The following is a 19,649-nucleotide window of genomic DNA, read 5'->3' on the forward strand; positions in this document are numbered from 1 at the left end:
GGGGGCCTCGTGTTGCGCGCGCGGTAGGTTCCACCTGGGAACTCCGGGTTCCCGATCTCCTCGGGAAGGCAGCAGTCGGATGTCGAACACGACCGGTACGAACGGGAGCGGTACGGGCGAGAGCGGTGCGGATCCGTCCGCCGTGGTGCGTACCGGTGCGAACTGGACGGGTACGAACTGGGCGGGCAACATCACGTTCGCCGCGCGGGAGCTGCACCGCCCGGCGACACCGGAGGCCCTGCGCGCGCTGGTGGCGGGCGCCGCGCGCGTACGGGTGCTGGGCAGCGGGCACTCGTTCAACCTGATCGCCGAGCCGGGCGCGGACGGTGTGCTGCTCTCGCTGGACGCCCTGCCGGCCGAGATCGACGTGGACACGACGGCCCGGACCGTACGGGTCGGCGGCGGGGTGCGGTACGCCGAGCTGGCGCGCCGGGTGGACGAGCACGGTCTCGCACTGCCGAACATGGCCTCCCTGCCGCACATCTCGGTGGCGGGTTCGGTGGCGACCGGTACGCACGGCTCGGGCGTCCGCAACGGCTCGCTCGCCGCGCCCGTGCGCGAGGTGGAGATCCTCACGGCAGACGGTGCGACCGTCACCGTCGGCCGGGACGACCCCCGGTTCGGCGGCGCCGTGACCTCCCTCGGCGCGCTCGGCGTGGTCACCGCGCTCACTCTGGACCTGTCCCCCGCGTTCGAGGTCGAGCAGCATCTGTTCACCGAACTCCCGCTGGAGGGACTGGACTTCGAGACGGTGGCGGCGGCCGCGTACAGCGTGAGCCTGTTCACCGACTGGCGTGCGCCGGGCTTCCGTCAGGTGTGGCTGAAGCGGCGCACCGACCAGCCGCTCGCGGCGTTCCCGTGGGCGGCGCCCGCGACCGAGGCCCTGCACCCGGTGCCGGGGATGCCCGCGGTCCACTGCACGGAGCAGTTCGGGGTGCCGGGGCCGTGGCACGAGCGGCTGCCGCACTTCCGGGCGGAGTTCACGCCGAGCAGCGGCCAGGAGCTCCAGAGCGAGTACCTGATGCCGCGCGAGCACGCCCTCGGCGCCCTGCGCGCGCTCGACGGGATCCGGGCGACGGTGTCGCCGGTGCTCCAGACCTGCGAGGTGCGCACGGTCGCCGCCGACGAGCAGTGGCTGAGCCCGGCGTACGGGCGTGACTCGGTCGCCGTGCACTTCACCTGGGTGGAGGACACGGCGGCGGTGCTTCCCGTGGTGCGAGCGGTGGAGTCCGCGCTGGAGCCCTTCGCGCCGCGGCCGCACTGGGGCAAGGTGTTCGAGACACCGGCCGCCGCGCTGCGGGAGCGGTATCCGCGGCTCGACGACTTCGCGGCGCTGGTGCGGGAGCTGGATCCGGCCGGGACGTTCACGAACGCGTTCGTACGGGGTGTGCTGGAGAGCTGAGCCGGCGGCGACCGGCCGCCGGAAGCGACCACCGTGATCAGGCCGGACTTAATCAAGCCCCTTTCCGAACCCCTTGTCGAACCTCCGGGTGCCGCCCTAGCCTGGCGTGCGGCGAGAGGAGTCCGATGAAGCGCGGCACGTCCCGTGACATCCGCACCGCGAACCGCTACGAGGTGCTGCGCCAGATCATCGCCGCCTCCCCCACCTCCCGCCAGGAGCTGGCGGCCGCCACCGGACTCTCCCTCGCCACGGTCGCCACGCTCGTCGGCGAGCTGCTCGACCTCCGCATGATCACGGAGGTCGGTTTCGAGGACTCGGCGGGCGGCCGCCCCCGCGGTCTCGTGGCCGTGAACGCGTCGGGCGGCGCGCTGATCGGCGTGGACATCGCCGAGACGTACGTCCATGTCGAGCTGTTCGACCTGGCGCTGAACGTCCTGGCCCGCGCCGAGGAGCACATGCGCCCCGGCGAGAGCCGGCCGGAGCGGGTGGTCGCCCATGTGACGGCCGCCGTCGGCTCGGTGGTGGCGCAGGCAGGTGTCGAGGCGGCCCGGGTGCTCGGCGTCGGGGTGAGCGTGCCGGGACAGGTGGACCGCGACACGGGTGTCGCCGAGTACGCGCCCAACTGGGACTGGCACGACGTGCCGTTGCTCGACCTGCTCTCCGAACACATCGCCTACCCGCTGCACTTGGACAACCCGTTGCGCGCCAGCGCGGTCGCCGAGCTGTGGTTCGGGGCGGCGCGCGGCCACGGCGATGCGGTCGTGGTCAACCTCGGCACGGGCGTGGGCGCCGGACTCGTCCTGGGCGGCGGGCTGCACCGGGGTGTCAGCAACAGCGCGGGCGAGTGGGGGCACACCACGCTGGTGCTCGACGGCCGGCTGTGCCGCTGCGGCAACCACGGCTGCGTGGAGACGTACGTCGGCGCGCTCGGGATCATGCAGAACCTGCGTGAACTCAGCCCGCGCAGCCCGCTGTTGCACCCCGGGGACCAGACCGCCACGATCGACGCGCTGGCGGCCGGGGTGGCCGCGGGGGACCCGGTGGCCGTCAAGGTCGTACGGGACACGGCCCGTTACCTCGGGGCCGGTATCGCCGTGCTGGTCAATGTGCTCAACCCCGAGGTGGTCGTGCTGAGCAGTTGGGTCGCCGCCCGGCTCGGCGAACCGCTCCTGGACGAGGTGTGCGAGGCGGTCGCCCGGCACGCGCTGCGACGGCCGCTGGCCGCCAACCGGATCGTGCTGTCCCCGATCCCCACCGACCCGGTCTGCCTGGGGGCGGCCACCTTCGCGCTCGAAGGGGCGCTCCAGACGGTGGGCCAGCGGCGCGCGGCGGGGGCACGCGGCCGTACGGCACCGTCGGCCTGACACCGATGTCACTCTCGTCGGAGGCGGCGCGCGAGGACGTTCGACATCCCGAACGATCGACAACTCTTCGAACAGACTTCGTCTGATCCCTTGCCGAAGCCTTGGCCGAAGGTTAGCGTCCGGCTCCGCAACCAGATGTGAGCCGCCGTACTTCGAGAGTTCCAGACAAGGACGTCAGCATGTCGGCATCGAGCACGAGCAACTGGTCCCGCCGCTCCCTCCTCCGCGCCGCCACCGGCCTGGCCGCAGCCGGTGCGCTCAGCGCCTGCGGCGGCAACAACGGCCGGGGCGGCGGAGGTTCGGGGGACGGACTCGTCCAGTACTTCCACGCCTACGGCGAGGCGGGCACCGAACAGGCCATCAGGCGGTACGCCAAGGCGTACCGGGACGCGAACGTCAGCACCCAGTGGATCACCGGTTCGAACTTCGAGAGCAAGCTCTTCGCCTCGCTGCTCACCGAGAAGGCGCCGGACCTCTTCGAGTTCCACCCGCAGATCCAGCTCGTCAGGAGCGGACAGGTCGCCGATCTCACCGACCTCGTCACGCCGGTCGAGGACGACTTCAACCAGGCCGACATCCAGTCGCACACGGTGGACGGCAAGATCTACGGCGTCCGGATGATCGACGACCCGCAGTTCTTCTTCTACCGCAGGTCACTGCTGGAGAAGGCCGGGGTCGGCGTCCCGCAGACCCTCGACGAGCTGCTCGAAGCGGCGGCCCGGCTCACCACGGACAAGGTCAAGGGCGTCTACCTCGGCAACACCCTGCACGCGGTCATCCGCCCGCTGATCTGGGCGGCCGGCGCCGACACCCTGGACGCGGACAACCGGCCCGCGTACCACACCGACGCGGTCGTCGGCGGTATCCGGCAGATGCGCGAGCTGTTCACCAGCGGCGATCTGCTGCTCGACGCGCCGGCCGACTACTGGGACCCGTCCGCGCTCGTCCAGGGCCTGACCGCCATCCAGTTCTGCGGCATGTGGGCCATGCCCGTGATGCAGAAGGCGCTCGGCGACGACCTCGGCGTCTTCCCCTTCCCCAAGGTCGGCGATTCGGGCAAACCCGCCGTCTACAACGGGGGTTGGTCGATGTTCGTCAACGCCAAGAGCGAACGGGCCGACGAGGCCAAGGAGTACGTGAAGTGGCTGTGGATCGACCAGAAGGAGTACCAGGAGGACTGGGCGCTCTCCTACGGCTTCCACATCCCGCCGCGCACCTCGATCGCCCGGTCCGCCGAGAAGCTCAAGTCCGGGCTCCCGGCCGAAGGGGTCCAACTCTTCACCGAGTACGGCCACTTCGACAACATCGGCTGGACCCAGGCCATGATCAAGGCGACGGAGGACGTCTTCGCCGACGCCGTGCGCAAGGGCGGTGATCCCGAGGCCGCGCTGGACCGGTGCGACAAGGTGGTGGGCGCCGAGCTGAAGAAGCTGTTCGGATAGGCCGGCGGACGGACCCCGAGATGCCGACCACGACCGGGCGCGCCCGGAACCGAGCGTCCGCCACCTTCACCTTCTGGCTCTTCACCGGGCCGTTCCTCGCCGGCCTGCTGGTCTTCGTCTACGTCCCGATCGGCTGGAGCCTCTGGCTCAGCTTCTTCGAGGCCCGCTTCACCGTCACCCCCAGCACGTTCGTCGGTCTCGACAACTACCGCGCCATGCTGGAGAACGACAACTTCACCGGCGCGCTGGGCACGTTCACCGTGTTCGCCGCGATCATCGTGCCCACGACCTGGGCGCTCTCGCTCGGTCTGGCGCTGCTGGTGAACCGGCTGCGGTTCATGCGGGCGTTCTTCCGGTCGGTCTTCTTCCTTCCCACGGCGTGCAGTTACGTCGCCGCCTCCCTCATCTGGAAGATGTCCCTCTTCAACGGCGTCCGCTTCGGCCTGGCGAACACCGTCATCGGCTGGTTCGGCGTCGAGAACATCGCCTGGCTCGCCGACCCCGACCCGCCCTGGTACTGGCTGGTCATCGTCAGCGCACGCCTGTGGCTCCAGTCGGGCTTCTACATGATCCTCTTCCTGGCCGCGCTCCAGAACATCCCGGGCGAGCTGTACGAGGCCGCCGCGATCGACGGCGCGAAGCCCGGCTTCCAGACCTTCCGCCACATCACGCTGCCGCAACTGCGGGCCACCTCGACGGCCGTGATCCTGCTGCTCCTGATCGCCGCCTACCAGGCGTTCGACGAGTTCTACAACCTGCTGTCCAAGACCACCTGGGGCCGGCCGCCGCTGGTCGAGCTGTACTACACCGCGCTCGGCGACAGCCAGGACTACGGCGCGGGCAGCGCGGGCGCGGTGATCCTCACGCTGCTGATCATCGTCGTCACCCTCTTCCAGGGCAGGATCATGGGATTCGGAAGGGGCGGGGACACCGGATGACCACCACCTCGAACGGAACGCGGCGCGCCCCGCGCCTGGGCCTCCACCTCGCCGTCGGCGTCGCCGCGCTCCTCTTCCTCGTGCCGTTCTACGTCCTGGTCCGCAACGCCCTCGCCACGGACCCGGAGATCACCGGCGAGGACTGGACGCTGTTCCCCACGGACATCCAGTGGGGCAACATCACCGAACCCTTCCGGGACACCACCGTCGACTTCGGCCGGGCGATGGTCAACTCCCTCGTCGTGGGCGTCCTGCACACCGTCGGCACCCTGCTGGTGTGCTCGCTGGCCGGCTACGGCCTGGCCCGCATCCCGTACCGCCACGCCGACAAGGTCTTCTACGGCGTCCTGTTCACGCTGATGGTCCCGACGGCCGTCACCTTCGTACCCGGCTTCGTGCTGGTGTCGTCCCTCGGCTGGATCGACTCCTACCGCGGCCTGATCATCCCCGGCCTGTTCAGCGGCTTCACCTGTTTCCTGTTCCGGCAGTACTTCCTGGGCTTTCCACGGGAGTTGGAGGAGGCGGCCCGGGTGGACGGCCTCGGGTACTGGGGCGCCTACTGGCGGATCGTGGTCCCCAACTCCCTCAACTTCTTCGCCGCGATCGCCACGATCACCTTCATCAACGGCTGGAACTCCTTCCTGTGGCCGCTGGTCATCGGCCAGGACCCGAGCGCCTGGACGGTCCAGGTGGCGCTGTCCTCGTACATGACCAACCAGACCGTCAACTACCACCTGATCTTCATGGCCACGGCCCTGTCCCTCCTCCCCCTGCTGTGCGTGTTCCTCTTCCTCCAGCGCTGGCTGGTCCAGGGCATCGCCCAGTCCGGCATCAAGGGCTGAACCGTTGTCCCGGGAGCCGGATACGCGGATGCGGCCGACCGGCCTCGTGCCCGACGATGACCTGCATGAACGATCCCTTCACCGGGCCCGGGCCCCGCGCGGTCCGCCCCGGCGAGCACCCCGCCTGGGACGAGGCGCTGGCCCTCGTCAACCGCGATCTGGCCGCCCTGCTGCCAGGGCGCGGACCGCTGCGGCTGCTGGCCGTACCGTCCGATGCCGACGTCGGGTGGGAACCGGCCGAGCACGTGTACGTGGCCCTCCCGGACGGCCGTTGGCACGGCAATCACCTGAACGACGCATCACAGGCCGACCCCGCGGACGCGCTCGCCTCCGTGGCGGACGCGGCGCAGGACACGGTGCTGGAGTGCCTGTGGCAGGTGTGGCCGGTCTGCGCCGAGCACGGGCTCGGGATGCATCCGGGCCTGGACGACGACCGGGTGGTCTGGGAATGCGCGGGAGGCCGCGGATCGCAGGACCCGGCGCACGTACGGACGATCGGCGAGCTGGGCTGACGTCCCGCCCCCCTTCCGCTCCAAACTCTCCCTCCCCCACGACCGGAGACACTCCACATGAGACGACTCATCGGCACCCTCTCGGCCGGCCTCCTCGCGCTGGCCGGGCTGACCGCGAGCGCCACCGTCCCGGCACAGGCGGCCACCGACACCGCCGCCGCCTCGGGCTCCTTCGACGTCCTGACGTACAACGTCGCGGGTCTGCCCGAGGGCCTCAGCTCCGGGCATCCGGCGACCAACACCCCGCTGATCTCACCCCGGTTGGCGCCGTACGACATCGTGAACGTCCAGGAGGACTTCAACTACCACGCGGCGCTGTACGCGGGCGACAACCACCCGTACCGTACGGCGACCAGTGGGGGCGCGGGCTTCGGCGACGGGCTCAACACCCTCTCCACCCTCCCCTTCCAGGACTTCGAGCGGGTGCGCTGGAACGACTGCACCGGCACCAACTGCCTGACCCCGAAAGGCTTCACGCTGGCCCGGGTGCGACTTGCGGAGGGCGTGTTCGTGGACCTCTACAACGTGCACACCAACGCCGACGACTCGGACGCCGCGCTGGCCGCCCGCCGGGCCAACATCGCGCAGTTGTCGGACTTCGTCCGGGCCAACTCGTCCGGCAACGCGGTGATCGTGATGGGCGACACCAACACCCGCTACACCCGCGCCGGTGACACCATCCGCACGCTCGCCGACGAGAACGGTCTGACCGATGCCTGGGTGCGGCTGGTGAAGGGCGGCACCCGGCCGGCGCAGGGCGCCGACGCGCTGCTGTGCCCGACGACGGCACCGCCGGACGACTGCGAGGTCGTGGACAAGGTCCTCTACCGGGGCGGCCCGCTGTTCTCCCTGACCGCGACCCGCTATCACAACGAGTGGGCGTCGTTCCTGGACTCCGCGGGCGGCAATCTGTCGGACCACTTCCCGCACACGGTCGACTTCTCCTACACCCTCGACTCCGCGCTGCGGGCCAGCGACTTCTTCGGCGGCCCGCACGGCACCGCGTTCAACGACGCCGACGACCTGCCCGCCGCCCCGGCCCCGCGCACCCTGACCCTGCGGGGCGGCTCCCGTCTCGACGCGGTGACGCTGACCCACGACGACGGCACGGCACTGACCCACGGCGGCACGGGAGGCACGGCCACGTCACTGACCCTGGCGGCGGGCGAGCACCTCACCTCCGTGAAGCTGACGCAGGGTCAGAAGGACGGCCGTACAAGGATCTTCTCGGCGGCCTTCACCACCGACCGTTCGCGCACCGTGTCCGCCGGGTCGCCGACCGCCGACACCGTCACCTTCACGGCACCCGCCGGCCGGCAGATCGTCGGCTTCACCGGTCGCTCGGGGGCCGAGGTGGACAAGCTGGGCGTGCTGTACGCGCCGATCACCTGAGCCCGGGCGGCTGTTCCGGTCACACGCGGGAGACGCTTCCGCAGTTCTCGTCGCGGTCCTCGCCGATGTCCCTGCGCCGGTCGTACGGGTCCACCGTCGGGCCGGTCTGCGCGGGGTCGGTGGACTCGGCGGAGGAGCCGGGGGTGGTGGGGAAGTGCGGGTGCAGGAAGCCGTCGTAGACGTCACAGGCGGAGTTGCCCGCCTCCTCGTCGTACCGCACGACGAGGAGCCGGCCGGCGGTGACGTCGTAGTGCGCCGGGTCGGGCAGCTCCACGTCGAGCACCCGGCGCACGATGGTGCGGGTCACCTCCACGGAGCCGTCGGCGCGGACGACGGGGTAGACGAAGGTGTAGTCGGCGTGCACGGCCACACCGCCGTTCTTGCCCTTCCCGAACGTGATCCGGCCGCGTGTCTTGACCACGTCGCCGATGACCCTCACCTCGTCGGGGTCGAAGCGGCTGAACATCAACAGCGGGTCGTCGGTCTTGTTCGGGGCCCGCAGCGAGGCGTTCAACCGGTCGAGGAGTTCGGGCTGTTTGGGGTCGAGCACGGAGAGCGCGGCGGTGGGGCGCTCACCGCGCAGCGTCTTGGGGTCGAGGTTGGCGGCGATCAGCAGTTTCCGGGTCAGCTCCAGCGCCTGCGCCACGCGTTCCTTCGGCTCCTTCCCGACGGGCTTCGCGTCCGGCAGGAGGATCCCGGCCTCGCCGTCGGCCCAGCGGAGCGCCGGGGAGCCGGCGAACGGCCGGTCGAGGGTGGGGACTTGGTCGGGCACGTCCTCCGGTGCCTCGGTCGGCCGGGCGGTCTCCGCGGGAAGCGGTGCCGTGACGGCCTCGGGTTCGTTCCCTCCGAACGGGTCGCCGGGGATCAGGGACGGCTTCAGTGCGACGGCCAGCAGGGCGACGCAGGCGGCCACGCCGACGGCCGACCAGATCTTGCCGCGCCGCACGCGCCGGGCCGCCGCGTCGGGCGCGGTCCGCCAGGCCGCGGGCGTCTCACCCCGGGCGTCCTGCTGCCGCAGCCGCTCGGTGACCATGCGGGCACGGGCGGAGGGCTCCTTGGGCGCGGCGGCGGTGCGCGCCTCGCTCTCCTCCAGGAAGGCGCGCAGCGCGTCGTCGGATAGGGAGGAGCCGTCTGCGGGCTCTTCGGGTGATCTGCCGGCCACGGTGGGGAAACGCCTTTCTTCGGCCTCCGGTTCGTTTCCCCTAGGGGACATCCCAGCCGTTCGACCAGTTGCCCCGGCCACCCATCTGGTTGATGTGAACCTGATCACAGCGGGGATCGCGCCGACCCGTCCCGCCCTCGCGCGGGCGGCTTAGGATCTCCGGGGACGTCCGTACGGGACCTCCCGGACGCCCGCACCCCGTACCCACCCGCAAGGCGGAACCCATGCCCCGAGTCGGCCTCTCCACCGACCGTCTCGTCGCGGCCGCGGCCGAACTGGCCGACGAGGCCGGGTTCGAGGGGGTCACCCTCTCGGCGCTGGCCCGGCGGTTCGGGGTCAAGGACGCGAGCCTGTACTCGCATGTGCGGAGCCTCCAAGACCTGCGGACACGGCTCGCACTGCTGGTCGGCGGCGAGATGATCGACCGGATCGCGGTGGCCGTCGCCGGGCTGGCGGGCCGGGACGCGCTGGTCGCCTTCGCCGGGGCGTACCGGGAGTACGCGCTGAGCTACCCCGGACGGTACGCGGCGACCCAGATCCGTATCGACCAGTCCGCCGCGGCCGACAGCCCGGAACTGCGCCGCACCGCCGAGATCACCTACGGGATGCTCCGGGGCTACGGCCTGGCCGAACCGGATCTCACCGACGCCGTCCGTCTGCTGCGCAGCACCTTCCACGGGTACTGCGCCCTGGAGGCCGGGGGCGGTTTCGGGGCGCCCCGGGACGTCCAGCGGTCCTGGGACAAGGCCGTCGACGCCCTGCACATGGCCCTCACCCACTGGCCCCGCGAGACCGACGGCGCCACGGAATCGGCCTGACGCCCGCCTCGGCGGAGGCGGGCGTCAGGCCGTCGGGAGACCGTCCGGTCAGCCCGGTCAGTCGAAGGGCAGGCGCAGGACCGCCCGCTCTCCGGTGCCGAGGGTGCTGGGCGCGTTGCCCAGGGCGTTCCACACCTTGACCTGCACGGTTCCGTCGCTCAGATCGCAGAGGGTGCCGGTCGCGGAGGCCAGTCCGGCGCTCTCGGTGTAGTGCTCCCAGCCGGGGACCGGGTCGGTGGCGAAGTAGCGGTACGTCTCGACGCGGTCCCAGGTGCCGCCGCTGCCGGAGCAGTCGTAGGACACCTGGATCTGGACGCCGTTGCCGACGACGTTGCCGGCGTCGACGGACAGATCGAACCGGGTGCTGCCGCCGGTGCGGTCCAGGTCGAGCCCGGAAGCGGTGTAGGTGAGCGGCTTGTAAGGGGTGCCGTCACGGTTGGCGCCGTCGGCGGACGGGACCGTGGCGCTGCCCGCGGTGCCGGCCGTGGCCGACAGCTTCCCGTCGTCGGTCAGATAGAGGGTGGGCGAGGAGCCGGTGCCGTCGGACGAGGTGGGAGTCGGGGTCGGTGACGGGGAGGAGGTGGGGGTCGAGGTCGGGGTGGACGTGGGGGTGGAGGTCGGGGTCGGGTCGGGGTCCGGGTCGCCGCCGGACGCGCTGCCGCCGGACCAGACGTGGGCGCCGGCCGTGACGGTCCTGCCGGCGGGCACCTGGACGGTGGTTCCGTCGGAGAAGCGCACGGTGGAATCGGTGTCGGTGATGTTGGAGGCGACGTACGTGCGGGCGCCGTTCTTGACGAACACGCTGGTCAGCGGGTGGTCGGCGGTGACGGTGGTGTCCACGGTGCCGAGGGCGGCGAGGTTGCGGATCCAGTGGAAGGTGTGGGCCTTGCTCTCACCCTCCTCGGAGGTGAAGGACGGGTTGGCGCGGAAGGCGGCGAGGGCCGCGTCGCCGTCGCCCAGGGCGAGGTACTCGTACCAGATGTCGGTCCAGATGGACGGCTGGGTGCGGCCCGACTGGTCCAGCATCTCCTGGTAGTTGGTCCTGACGTAGGCGGGGTCGTAGCCGAGGTAGAGGTGTCCGCCGGTCACCGGCAGCAGGTTGATGCCCTGGATCTGCTCGGGGGCGCTGGAGAACCAGGTCGAGTAGGAACCGCCGTTGCTCCAGACCATGCCGACGCCCTTGTGCGGGAAGGCGCTCGGGTAGATCTGGTCACGGGTGTCGAACCAGTAGTCCTGGATGGCGGCGGCCTGGGTGACGTACATGTAGATGCCGGCGTCCCGGACGGCCGTGTCGCCGGTGGCGATGCCCCACTGGATGAGGGCGTTGTCGAAGTTCATGCCCTCGGAGGAGGACTCCTGGTTGTTGCCCGCGGCGAACGAGCCGTGTCCCGCGGCCCAGTCGTGTCCGGCGTAGATGTCGAAGTCGCGCAGGTAGGGGAAGCGTTCGTCGGTGCGGTCGTAGTTGTTGGCGTCCCGGATGAGCAGGTCGATCATGCCGCCGTAGCGGTCGCTGTCGGCCCAGGCGGGGTCGAACTTGGCGAGGGTCGCGGCCGCGGCGATGTAGTAGCCGTAGTGGAAGTGATGGTCGTTCAGCTCCTGGTCGGAGCCGTAGGAGGCGGGGTAGCCGATGAGGGTGCCCCACTTGTCGTCGTAGTAGAACAGGCGGCCGGTCTCGCCCGGTGAGGCGGTGAGCCAGTCCGTCAGCTTGGACTTGATCGCGGACAGGGCGGCGTCGCGGACGGCGGTGTTGCCGGTCTGGTCGGCGATCTCGGCGAGGCGTGCGGCGCGGCCGAGGCCCTTGCCGGTCCAGTAGGTGTCGTCGGCCTGCTGGCGGGTGGGGTCGCCCAGTTCGGCGTTCAGATAGGTCTGGAGCGTGGCGGCGTCGGCACCGGAACTGTCGGCGACCGCCGGAATCTCGGGCAGCACTCCGTGGTAGAGCATCGAGGTCGTGAAGGACGTGATGCCGGTGAGCACCTTCAGCGGGCCGCGCGAGGAGACGTACGTCTGCGGCAGCGGGCTGCCGCCGGCCAAGTAGCGCCACTGATGCGGGAGTAGGGCCGCGGCCGTGCCGGTCTCGGAGCCTTCACGGGCGGTGGTGGTGAAGCGGTACGTGGTGGTCAGGGTGCTGTCCGCCTCGTCGTACCGGTAGGACACGGCGGTGCCGGTGACGTGGGCGTGGGCGTACTTGGTGTACTCGGTCGCGAGCGCGGTGCGGTCGGCGGCCGGGGTGGACGAGGTGGTCGGCAGGACGGCGGTCGAGAAGTAGTCCTTGCCCGCGAGGGTGGAGGTGAAGGTGGAGCCGCTGACCGTCCAGGTGGCGCCGGTCGGGGCGAAGGCGACGTAGTCGTGGCCGTTGACCGAATAGCCGATCCTGGAACCGGAGTTGGACCAGACGTCGACGGTCGCGCCGGCCGCGGCCTTGATCTGCGCGTTGCCGCCGGTCGCCCGGTAGTAGGTGAACGGCAGTCCGGATCCGATGGTCGCCCGCAGGGTGCGGGTGCCGTCGCTGAGGTAGGGGGTGACGGTCCAGTCGCTCCAGTCGTCGACCTTCACCTCGGGGGCGGCGAGACCGGTGACACCGGCGACGAAGTCCTCCTGGTACTCGTAGTGGTACTCCCCCACGCCCTTGGCGCTGCCGGAGATCGACGGCGTGGTGCTGTAGGAGACGCCGAGCCCGCCCGACTGGGCGCGGAAGCCGAGCGGCTGGGCGAACAGGGGCTCGCCGTATGCGCAGTTGGTGCGCTTCCACAGGATCGACGACCACCAGTCGTTGGTGGGCACGCCACCTGACGGGGCGTTGTCCGTCACCCAGCGGCGCGGGTTGGTGGACAGGTCTCCGCAGCCCGAGGGCAGCGGACCGGGCGCCGTGGTGGTGTAACTGCCCGCCCCCACCGTGCCGGCGTCGGCCGACGTGGAGTTGAGCACGGTGAGCACCGCGCCGAGCAGGGCGGCGAGGGTCATGAACAGCACCGCTCGCCGCCAGGGCGTAGGAGCGGATCTCGGCACGGCGGCCAATGGCTGAACACTGGCACTTGGCATGGGGGCACCCTTCGACAGGAGGCAGAGCGAATGCCCGACCCACACCCGGGAAGCGGCCCGAACGGACTTTCATATCCCAGGGAGTGACGCCGGTAAGTGGGGACTCTTGCGGCTTGAGAGCGCTCTCAAGCCGGGAAGGCTAGGCTCACCCCAAGGGGGCGTCAATACAAGTCACAGGGATCGTTCAACTAGCTTGTGCGGGAAGGTGGTTGCGGTGTTCGCGCAACGGTGACGGAGTGGCCGCGGGGCGGGGTGCGCGGCGCGCCTTTTCAGTCGCGGTGCGGCCGCGCCGAGATCAGAGAATCTTCCCAGGTGAAACGCCCTGACGGCCTATCAGGCCGTCACCAGGACCGGGACGTGCGGCAGGGGCAGGCGCGCCAGAACTGGCTCCGCCTGCCCCTGCCGCCGTGCTTCCTACTACTGCGCCGCGAGTGCCACGAACGCTTCCCACTGGCCCTGGCCGACCCGCAGTACCGGTCCGCCGCCCACGGCCTTCGAGTCCCGTACGTACACGGCGTTCAGGCCCGCGGCCACCTCCACGCAGTTGCCGCCGCCGGATCCGCTGTAGCTGCTCTTGAACCAGCGCAGCCCGCCTACGTCCTCGGATACCTGCTCCACGCTCATGTCTCTCCCGCCAGCCGTTCGATGAGCCGCAAAGACTCGACGCCGTTCAGAGCCTGCGACCGCAGCTTGCCATACCGCAACCCGAAGGCACTGACCTCCGCAGGGTCATGCACGACGCACCCGACTTCCTGAGACTCGATGTAGCCGAGGTGCTGGTGATCCTTGGTCTCCAGCACCACGAACGGGCCGTTCAAGCCGGGGTGGGACCCACATGCGGCAGGCATGATCTGGATCTCCATGTTCCGCAACGCCCCCAATTCCAGTAGGTGTTGCCATTGTCCGCGCATGACCTCCATGCCGCCCACCGGATTCCGCAGTGCCTCCTCGCCGATGATGAAGGACAACTCTGCGAGCGGCACTCGGGTCAGTAGCTTCTGCCGACCGAGCCGCGCTTCCGTATGCCGGTCGATCGCCTCCTCGTTGAGCGGTGGGCAATGCCCGGCGAACAGAGCCCGCGCGTACACCTCCGTCTGCAACAGCCCCGGCACCAGCGACGGCTCGTAGTCGAACCGGCTCACCGCCTCTGCCTCGAAGAGCGCGAAGTTCCTGAAGAACCTGGGCAACTTGGCCCGATCCACTTCTCCCTGAAGCGCCTCCAGAACACCGCCCGCCTCCAACACCCGCTCCGCCGCCGCAGTGAACGCCGCCTTCGCCGGTCGCCGTCCCTGCTCGACCGAGGCCACCTGCTCCAGCGAGTACCCGATCGCGTCCCCGAGCTGGTGCTGGTTCAACCCGGCCCGCTTGCGCAGGTACTGCAACAGCACCCCGTAGGCCGACCACACCCCTGGCGTATCGGCTCCCTCGTCCTTGAGCTTCGCGCCCCGCTCCGTCCGCGTGTTCCGTACGTCCCGTGCCGTCCTCACACTCCCACGCCCTTCCGTCCCTCCGCAGCCGGCCCTCGGCCGCCCTCGCCGCCGGTCCATGTCCAACGCGATCTGCGGGAACGGGACACGAGCCGGACCCGTACAACGCCCGTACAAGCCCCGTACAACCAACCCCACAGCCGTCCGCGCACCCCGTACCGCAAGGGCGAGGTACGGCCGCCGTACCTGGTCGTCAGGTCGTCCACCCCGCCACGCTGCATGCGTGACTCACCATCAGCTCACCGACGAACCGCCGAAGCCACCTCTCATGCCCACACGTCAACTGGCCCTGCGCTTCAGCAGCACCAGACGCGGTGCCCGTCTCGCCCGCCAACTCGCCGTCCAGCAGTTCACCGAGTGGACTGGCCTGCCGTACGACTCCGACCCGGCCCGTGCCGCCGCCCTGGTCACCGCCGAGCTGGCATCGAACGCGATCCGCCACGGCAGCCTGCCCGGCCGGGACTTCAGGCTCGCGCTGCTGCTCCTGCCCGACCTCTTCCGCATCGAGGTGACGGACACCCGCCCCGAGCGCCTGCCTCCGCCGCACGCGGCGCCACAGCCCGCCGACGGGACCTCGGGCCGTGGACTGCTCCTCGTCCAGGCCCACGCCCACCGTTGGGGACGCACGGTCCACGACGCGTACACGAAGACCGTCTGGGCGGAGGTGCGGCACGACACCACCCCCACGTGACGCCTGCTCCGCGCCCACATGTCGGCAGGTCGGCCGGACCGTGACGCCGATCGGTGGGCTGTACCGTGACCCCGTGGACTACCTGGTTGAACTGAGGCGTGAGCTGGACGCGTTCGGGGCTCTGCTGGACGACGGAGACCTGTCGGCTCCCGTCGAGCACTGCGGCGACTGGAGGCTGGTGGATCTGGCCGCACACATGGGCGCGGGAAACCTGTGGGCCGCCACGGCCGTGCGGGAACGGCACGGCAAGAGCTACGACGAGGATGCCGCCCCTCGCGACCGGGCCGCCCTCAAGGACTGGTACGCCGAGACGTCGGACGCGCTCATGCAGGCCCTGTCGGTCGATCCCGCGACCGAGGCGTGGACGTTCTTCCCGCCGCACACGGTCGGCTTCTGGCGCCGGCGCCGCAGCCAGGAGACGCTGATGCACCGCTGGGACGCCGAACACGCCCTCGGCAAGCCGACACCGATGAACCCGGCACTCGCCGCCGACGGCGTCGCCGAGGTCTTCGACACGATGGCGCTCCGCATGATCGCCAAGGGCGCCGCGAGCCCGCCCGGGCACGCCGTACGCCTCACCACCACCGACACCGGCCACTCCGTGACCTACGGCCCGGGTGAACCGCTCGCCCACCTCTCCGGCACGGCCGAGGACCTTCTCCTGCTGCTGTGGGGCCGCAAGCCCCGGGACACGGAATCGGTGACCTGGGAGGGGGACCGCGAGGCGGGGTCGGCGGTGCTGGCGGGGCCACTGGTCCCCTGACCTGGGTCACGAGACGTCGGTACCGGCAAGAATGAAGGCGCTGGACGGGCACGGGCCGTGACATCCTGCGGCGGTGCGATTGAGCGATCACGCGAACACTGTCGACCTCCGCCCGCTGCGCTACCAGTTCCCCACCGTCGGAGGCGATCCCTGTCTGCTGACCCACGAAGCGCGTGCGGTGGCAGCGGGGGCGGTCGCCGTGTCCGGCCCTGACGACGACGGCGAGTTGTCACCGGACACATGGTTCGTCGAGCCGGTCCTGGCCTTCAGCCTCGCCGCCCGGGACGATGCCGGAGCGGTACTTCGGGTCCATCTGTCCTTGGAGGCGGCCCCGCCTTGGCAGCAAGGTGACGACGGGGCCGACATCTACCAGTTCTTCGTAGAAGTGCGGTTGGACAAGGCCGCACTGCTCCATGCGGCTGACGAATGGGAAGTCGCCTTGGCGTCCTTCCCCACCCGCTGATCCCTTCTCAGCCCGCCGTAGCCGCCCGTTCCGCCGCGCTGCGTTCCACGCAGAACTCGTTTCCCTCCGGGTCGGTCAGGACGGCCCAGCCCGTGCCGTCGGGGCGGCGCTGGTCGTCGAGGAGGGTGGCGCCGAGGGTGAGCAGGCGGGTGACCTCCTCGTCGCGGGTGCGGTCCTGTGGCTGGAGGTCGAGGTGGACGCGGTTTCTGGCCGTCTTGGGGTCCGGGACCGTCACGAAGAGCAGCCCCGCGCCCTCGATCAGCGCCTCCGGGTCACCCGGCTTGTCGTCGTCGTGGAGGGGCTGGCCCAGGACCTCGGACCAGAAGCTGCCCAGGGCGTAGGCGTCGGAGCAGGAGAAGGTCACGTGATGGATGGCAGACGTCATGGACGGATTCTTCTGCACGCGCTTCCCCTCGGCAACGGAGATCAACTCCTCAGTCGGCGAGCGGCGTTACTTCCACCGTGTCCCGGCCGAGGGTCACGCGCCAGGCCGGGCCGTCCTGCCAGTGGACGTCGAGCTCGTTCGGTGTCGGACGTCGTACGGAGACCGTTTTCGGTAGAGGTTCCGACCTCGTGGCCGGGTCCGCCGTGAGTCTCGCCAGTGCCACGAACGACGTCGTGTCGTCGGTGATGTGGCCCGTCAGGGAGTCGTCCAGGCCCAGGGCGGGCAGGAGTTCCGCGTTCTCGGTCGGCCAGCCCGTCACCCTTACGGGAGTCCCCTGGGGCGCCCCCGTCACCCGGTGGATGCGTACCTCCGCCGCTCCTCGCACGAGGACAACGCTGGTCACCCTCGCTCCCCCGCCCGCCGTGTGCCGGGACGCGGCCCAGCCCTCGCCGACCCCGAGCGGTTCGATGCCGGTGCGGGTCGGGTCGCCGTCGAGGATCACGCTGTTGTCGTACGACGGTGAGGGCGCCGTCAGGGTCGAGTACGCGAGGCGGGAGTAGTGGGGGTCGTAGCGGGCGTCCTCGCTGCCGTGGTTGTGGAGGCGGACCAGACCGTCCGAACGGGTGGACTGGAGAAGCCAGTTGGGGGCGGGCAACGGCGTCGCCGCGTCCTCTCGCTCCGTCGGGCCCGGTTCCTCTCGGGCCGTCCAGACCTCGTGCTCCGGCGGCAGGAGCAGGCCGAGGAAACCCTTGCTCGCCCAGTAGGGGGAGGCGGGGCCCGAGTAGCCCTGGAGGACCGAGGTGTCGGGACCGTGCCAGCCGAGGGTGAGCAGACCATGGGGGTCGACGGCACCCCGTTCCAGGAAGTACTTCAGCGCGCCCGAGGCCAGTCGACGCGTCTCGCCGGGGGTCAGTGGCGTCCGGCCGGTGAGGGCGCCCAGCCACAGGGGCGCGGCGGTGGCGAAACGGTAGGTGAGGGAACGGCCTTGGCGCAACGGCGCGCCGTCACCGCCGAACAGGCGGGCGTAGGAGGCGAGATGGGCCTCCAGGCGGTCGCCGTAGAGTGACAGGAGGTCCGGGTCGTCGGCGAGCCAGGCGTGCAGGACCGGGTAGAGGTGCATCGCCCAGCCGTTGTAGTAGTCGAAGGCGCGGCCCGGGCCGTCGCTGTACCAGCCGTCGCCCGCGTACCACTCCTCGATGCGCTCCAGGCCGCGGTCGATCGCCGCCCGGGAGGCTTCCGGCTCGGCGCCGACCGACTCCAGGAAGCCGCCCACCGTGACCGGGAACAACTCCCAGTTGCAGGGCCACGGTTGAGCCGTCAGCGCGTCGCCGAGCCAGTCCGCCGCGCGCCCGCGTACGGCGTCGTCCAGACGGTCCCAGAGGAGGGGGCGGGTCAGGCGCAGGGCGAGGGCGATCGACGCGGCCTCGACCAGCGGCTGGCCACGGTCCTCGATCCGGGGCCAGACACCCGAGACCCCGGCCGCCAGGCCGTCGGCGTAGCGCTCCAGCGCCGTCTCGTCACGGCGGAAGGCGGCGAGCAGGAACGTACGGGCGTACCCCTCCAGCCCGTCGGAGAGCCGGCCCGACCAGCTCTCGTGGTCGCCGGGGAGGTGGTAGAGGGCGTAACCCTCGGTGGCGTACGGGGTCACGGCGGCCAGCAGGGCGTCGGCGGCGGCCTCCCAGTGGGCGCGGGTGTAGCCGGTGAGGGGGCTGAGGGCGTGATCGGGCGGGGGCAGGCGCATCGGCGGTTTCCGTTTCTTCTCCGCGCCCCGTAGGGGTACGGGCCTGGAGGCGCCCCGGTTCCGGTCGGGGCGCCCCCAGGGGCTTCATCCCACCCGCACCATGCCCTCGGGCACCAGATGCCGGGTGACGAGTTCGTCGCGGACCAACTCCGCGTAGACCGTGGCACCGTGGACGGACGTGTGCGTGTTGTCGCGTTTCTCGTTGTACAGGTACAGCGCCTTGGAGCCCTCGACGCCCAGGGACTCCACGAGTGCCTTGGTCCGGGCGGTGAGGTCGATCAGCGGGACGTCCCGTTCGGCGGCGACCGAGCGGATCACCGCCGGGTGGTCGACGCCGAGTCCGTTGACCAGAAGGGCTGTTGCGTTGTCGAGCGTGCCGTCGGCGTTGAACCAGCGGCGCACGATCGGGGTCACCAGAACCGGTCGCCCGCCCTTCTCCCTGACGCCCGCCACCAGTGTCTCCAGGTTGGCCCGGTACGTCACCTCGTCGGTCGTCTTGTCGTTGTGCGCGAGCTGGATCAGGACCAGGTCCCCGGGCCGGACCCGCGCCTGCACGGTGGCCCACAGCAGCGGGTTCCCCAGGTAGGTGACCGTACTCTCCCCGGAGTCGGCGTGGTTGGCGACCGCGACGCCCTCGCGCAGGTACTGCGGCAGCTCCTGTCCCCACCCGGCGTAGGGCTCGCCGGGCTGGTCGCAGACCGTGGAGTCGCCGACGAGGAAGAGACGGTGGGCGTGCCGGGCCGGGGTGACCCTGATCGCGGCGAGCGCGGGCGCCGTCCCGCCGAACGCCAGGTCCAGGCCGGCGGTCCCCTCGGCGCCCGTCGGTTCGCCCTCGGGGGTGCGGACGTCGACCGTGAAGCCTCGGGTGACACGTCCGCCGGCCGGTACGGCGGTCTCGGCGAGCAGCGCGCGCCGGGTCTCGCCGGTGACGGCGGTGCTCGACGCGGTGTCGCCGCCGAGGACGAGCCGGACGTGGTAGATGCCGGGCGGGACGTCGAAGTGGCAGGCGGTGGCTGTGCAGTTGGCGATTCCGAGCGGGGCCGGGCCGCCGTCCGCCTGGGCGGTGGCGGGGGCGGCCGTGCAGACGGCGGTCAGGGTCAGCGCCGCCGACACGGCGAGGGCGAGTCGTCTCACTGCGGGCTCCTCCGGTACGACGGCAGTCCTGGCGGCTGGACCGTACCGTCTCCGGGCAAGCGCTTTCTAGACCC

18 protein-coding genes are annotated in these 19,649 nt (G+C 70.8%); 11 read left to right on the top strand and 7 right to left on the bottom strand.

Features of this window, described 5'->3' with window-relative positions; translation table 11 throughout:
• Positions 1-79: 79 nt before the first annotated feature.
• The 7 genes from G6W55_RS08185 to G6W55_RS08215 all read left to right on the top strand — a co-directional run bounded on the left by G6W55_RS08185 (position 80) and on the right by G6W55_RS08215 (position 7,892).
• Positions 80-1,402, top strand: coding sequence for an FAD-binding protein (locus tag G6W55_RS08185; RefSeq protein ID WP_175520119.1), 1,323 nt, complete (start codon positions 80-82; stop codon positions 1,400-1,402).
• Positions 1,403-1,527: 125 nt separating this feature from the next.
• Positions 1,528-2,766, top strand: a complete 1,239-nt coding sequence (locus tag G6W55_RS08190) for an ROK family transcriptional regulator (RefSeq protein WP_175520120.1) — start codon at positions 1,528-1,530, stop codon at positions 2,764-2,766.
• Between the two features lie 179 nt (positions 2,767-2,945).
• Complete coding sequence (locus tag G6W55_RS08195) at positions 2,946-4,208, top strand: ABC transporter substrate-binding protein (RefSeq protein WP_175520121.1); 1,263 nt, start codon at positions 2,946-2,948, stop codon at positions 4,206-4,208.
• 20 nt (positions 4,209-4,228) lie between these two features.
• Entirely contained in the window at positions 4,229-5,146 is a 918-nt protein-coding gene (locus G6W55_RS08200; RefSeq protein ID WP_175520122.1) for a carbohydrate ABC transporter permease, read from the top strand.
• On the top strand, positions 5,143-5,988 hold the full coding sequence (locus G6W55_RS08205) for a carbohydrate ABC transporter permease (RefSeq protein WP_175520123.1): 846 nt from the start codon (positions 5,143-5,145) through the stop codon (positions 5,986-5,988). Before G6W55_RS08200 ends, G6W55_RS08205 begins: the two co-directional genes overlap by 4 nt.
• 65 nt (positions 5,989-6,053) lie before the next feature.
• Positions 6,054-6,500 (top strand): hypothetical protein, encoded by a 447-nt coding sequence (locus G6W55_RS08210; protein WP_175520124.1) that lies wholly within the window; start codon positions 6,054-6,056, stop codon positions 6,498-6,500.
• 57 nt (positions 6,501-6,557) lie between these two features.
• Positions 6,558-7,892, top strand: a complete 1,335-nt coding sequence (locus tag G6W55_RS08215; protein ID WP_175520125.1) for a jacalin-like lectin — start codon at positions 6,558-6,560, stop codon at positions 7,890-7,892.
• A gap of 19 nt (positions 7,893-7,911) precedes the next feature.
• Here G6W55_RS08215 and G6W55_RS08220 read toward each other — a convergent pair whose 3' ends face one another.
• Positions 7,912-9,054 (bottom strand): hypothetical protein, encoded by a 1,143-nt coding sequence (locus G6W55_RS08220; protein ID WP_175520126.1) that lies wholly within the window; start codon positions 9,052-9,054, stop codon positions 7,912-7,914.
• Between the two features lie 224 nt (positions 9,055-9,278).
• Between G6W55_RS08220 and G6W55_RS08225 the strand changes: the two genes are divergently transcribed.
• Positions 9,279-9,872 (top strand): TetR-like C-terminal domain-containing protein, encoded by a 594-nt coding sequence (locus tag G6W55_RS08225; protein ID WP_175520127.1) that lies wholly within the window; start codon positions 9,279-9,281, stop codon positions 9,870-9,872.
• Positions 9,873-9,929: 57 nt separating this feature from the next.
• Here the strand turns inward: G6W55_RS08225 and G6W55_RS39205 are convergent, their stop codons facing one another.
• The 3 genes from G6W55_RS39205 to G6W55_RS08240 all read right to left on the bottom strand — a co-directional run bounded on the left by G6W55_RS39205 (position 9,930) and on the right by G6W55_RS08240 (position 14,299).
• Positions 9,930-12,833 carry a glycosyl hydrolase gene (locus G6W55_RS39205; RefSeq protein WP_303049893.1) on the bottom strand — a complete coding sequence of 968 codons (2,904 nt, stop codon included), beginning with the start codon at positions 12,831-12,833 and terminating at the stop codon, positions 9,930-9,932.
• A 495-nt stretch (positions 12,834-13,328) separates the two neighbouring features.
• A complete protein-coding gene (locus tag G6W55_RS08235; RefSeq protein WP_175520129.1) occupies positions 13,329-13,535 on the bottom strand; it encodes a DUF397 domain-containing protein in 207 nt (68 codons plus the stop codon).
• Positions 13,532-14,299 carry a Scr1 family TA system antitoxin-like transcriptional regulator gene (locus tag G6W55_RS08240; RefSeq protein ID WP_375372438.1) on the bottom strand — a complete coding sequence of 256 codons (768 nt, stop codon included), beginning with the start codon at positions 14,297-14,299 and terminating at the stop codon, positions 13,532-13,534. The genes G6W55_RS08235 and G6W55_RS08240 overlap by 4 nt, the downstream gene beginning before the upstream one ends.
• A 367-nt stretch (positions 14,300-14,666) precedes the next feature.
• Here G6W55_RS08240 and G6W55_RS08245 point away from each other — a divergent pair, with 367 nt between their 5' ends.
• The 3 genes from G6W55_RS08245 to G6W55_RS08255 all read left to right on the top strand — a co-directional run bounded on the left by G6W55_RS08245 (position 14,667) and on the right by G6W55_RS08255 (position 16,315).
• Positions 14,667-15,089 (top strand): ATP-binding protein, encoded by a 423-nt coding sequence (locus G6W55_RS08245; RefSeq protein ID WP_175520131.1) that lies wholly within the window; start codon positions 14,667-14,669, stop codon positions 15,087-15,089.
• Between the two features lie 73 nt (positions 15,090-15,162).
• Positions 15,163-15,852, top strand: a complete 690-nt coding sequence (locus tag G6W55_RS08250) for a maleylpyruvate isomerase family mycothiol-dependent enzyme (RefSeq protein ID WP_175520132.1) — start codon at positions 15,163-15,165, stop codon at positions 15,850-15,852.
• Positions 15,853-15,925: 73 nt separating this feature from the next.
• The gene (locus G6W55_RS08255; protein WP_175520133.1) at positions 15,926-16,315 is read left to right on the top strand and encodes a hypothetical protein; all 390 of its coding nucleotides are present in this window, start codon (positions 15,926-15,928) and stop codon (positions 16,313-16,315) included.
• A 7-nt stretch (positions 16,316-16,322) separates the two neighbouring features.
• On the opposite strand, the gene G6W55_RS08260 is transcribed toward G6W55_RS08255, so the two are convergent.
• The 3 genes from G6W55_RS08260 to G6W55_RS08270 form a co-directional block, all read right to left on the bottom strand.
• Positions 16,323-16,700 carry a VOC family protein gene (locus tag G6W55_RS08260; protein ID WP_175520134.1) on the bottom strand — a complete coding sequence of 126 codons (378 nt, stop codon included), beginning with the start codon at positions 16,698-16,700 and terminating at the stop codon, positions 16,323-16,325.
• A gap of 49 nt (positions 16,701-16,749) precedes the next feature.
• Positions 16,750-18,441 carry a DUF2264 domain-containing protein gene (locus tag G6W55_RS08265; protein ID WP_175520135.1) on the bottom strand — a complete coding sequence of 564 codons (1,692 nt, stop codon included), beginning with the start codon at positions 18,439-18,441 and terminating at the stop codon, positions 16,750-16,752.
• Positions 18,442-18,525: 84 nt separating this feature from the next.
• Positions 18,526-19,575: a rhamnogalacturonan acetylesterase gene (locus G6W55_RS08270; RefSeq protein ID WP_175520136.1), complete on the bottom strand. Its 1,050-nt coding sequence runs from the start codon at positions 19,573-19,575 to the stop codon at positions 18,526-18,528.
• Positions 19,576-19,649 lie beyond the last annotated feature (74 nt).

Source organism: Streptomyces sp. CAI-85, assembly GCF_013363615.1.
In the GTDB taxonomy this organism is placed as follows: domain Bacteria; phylum Actinomycetota; class Actinomycetes; order Streptomycetales; family Streptomycetaceae; genus Streptomyces; species Streptomyces antibioticus_B.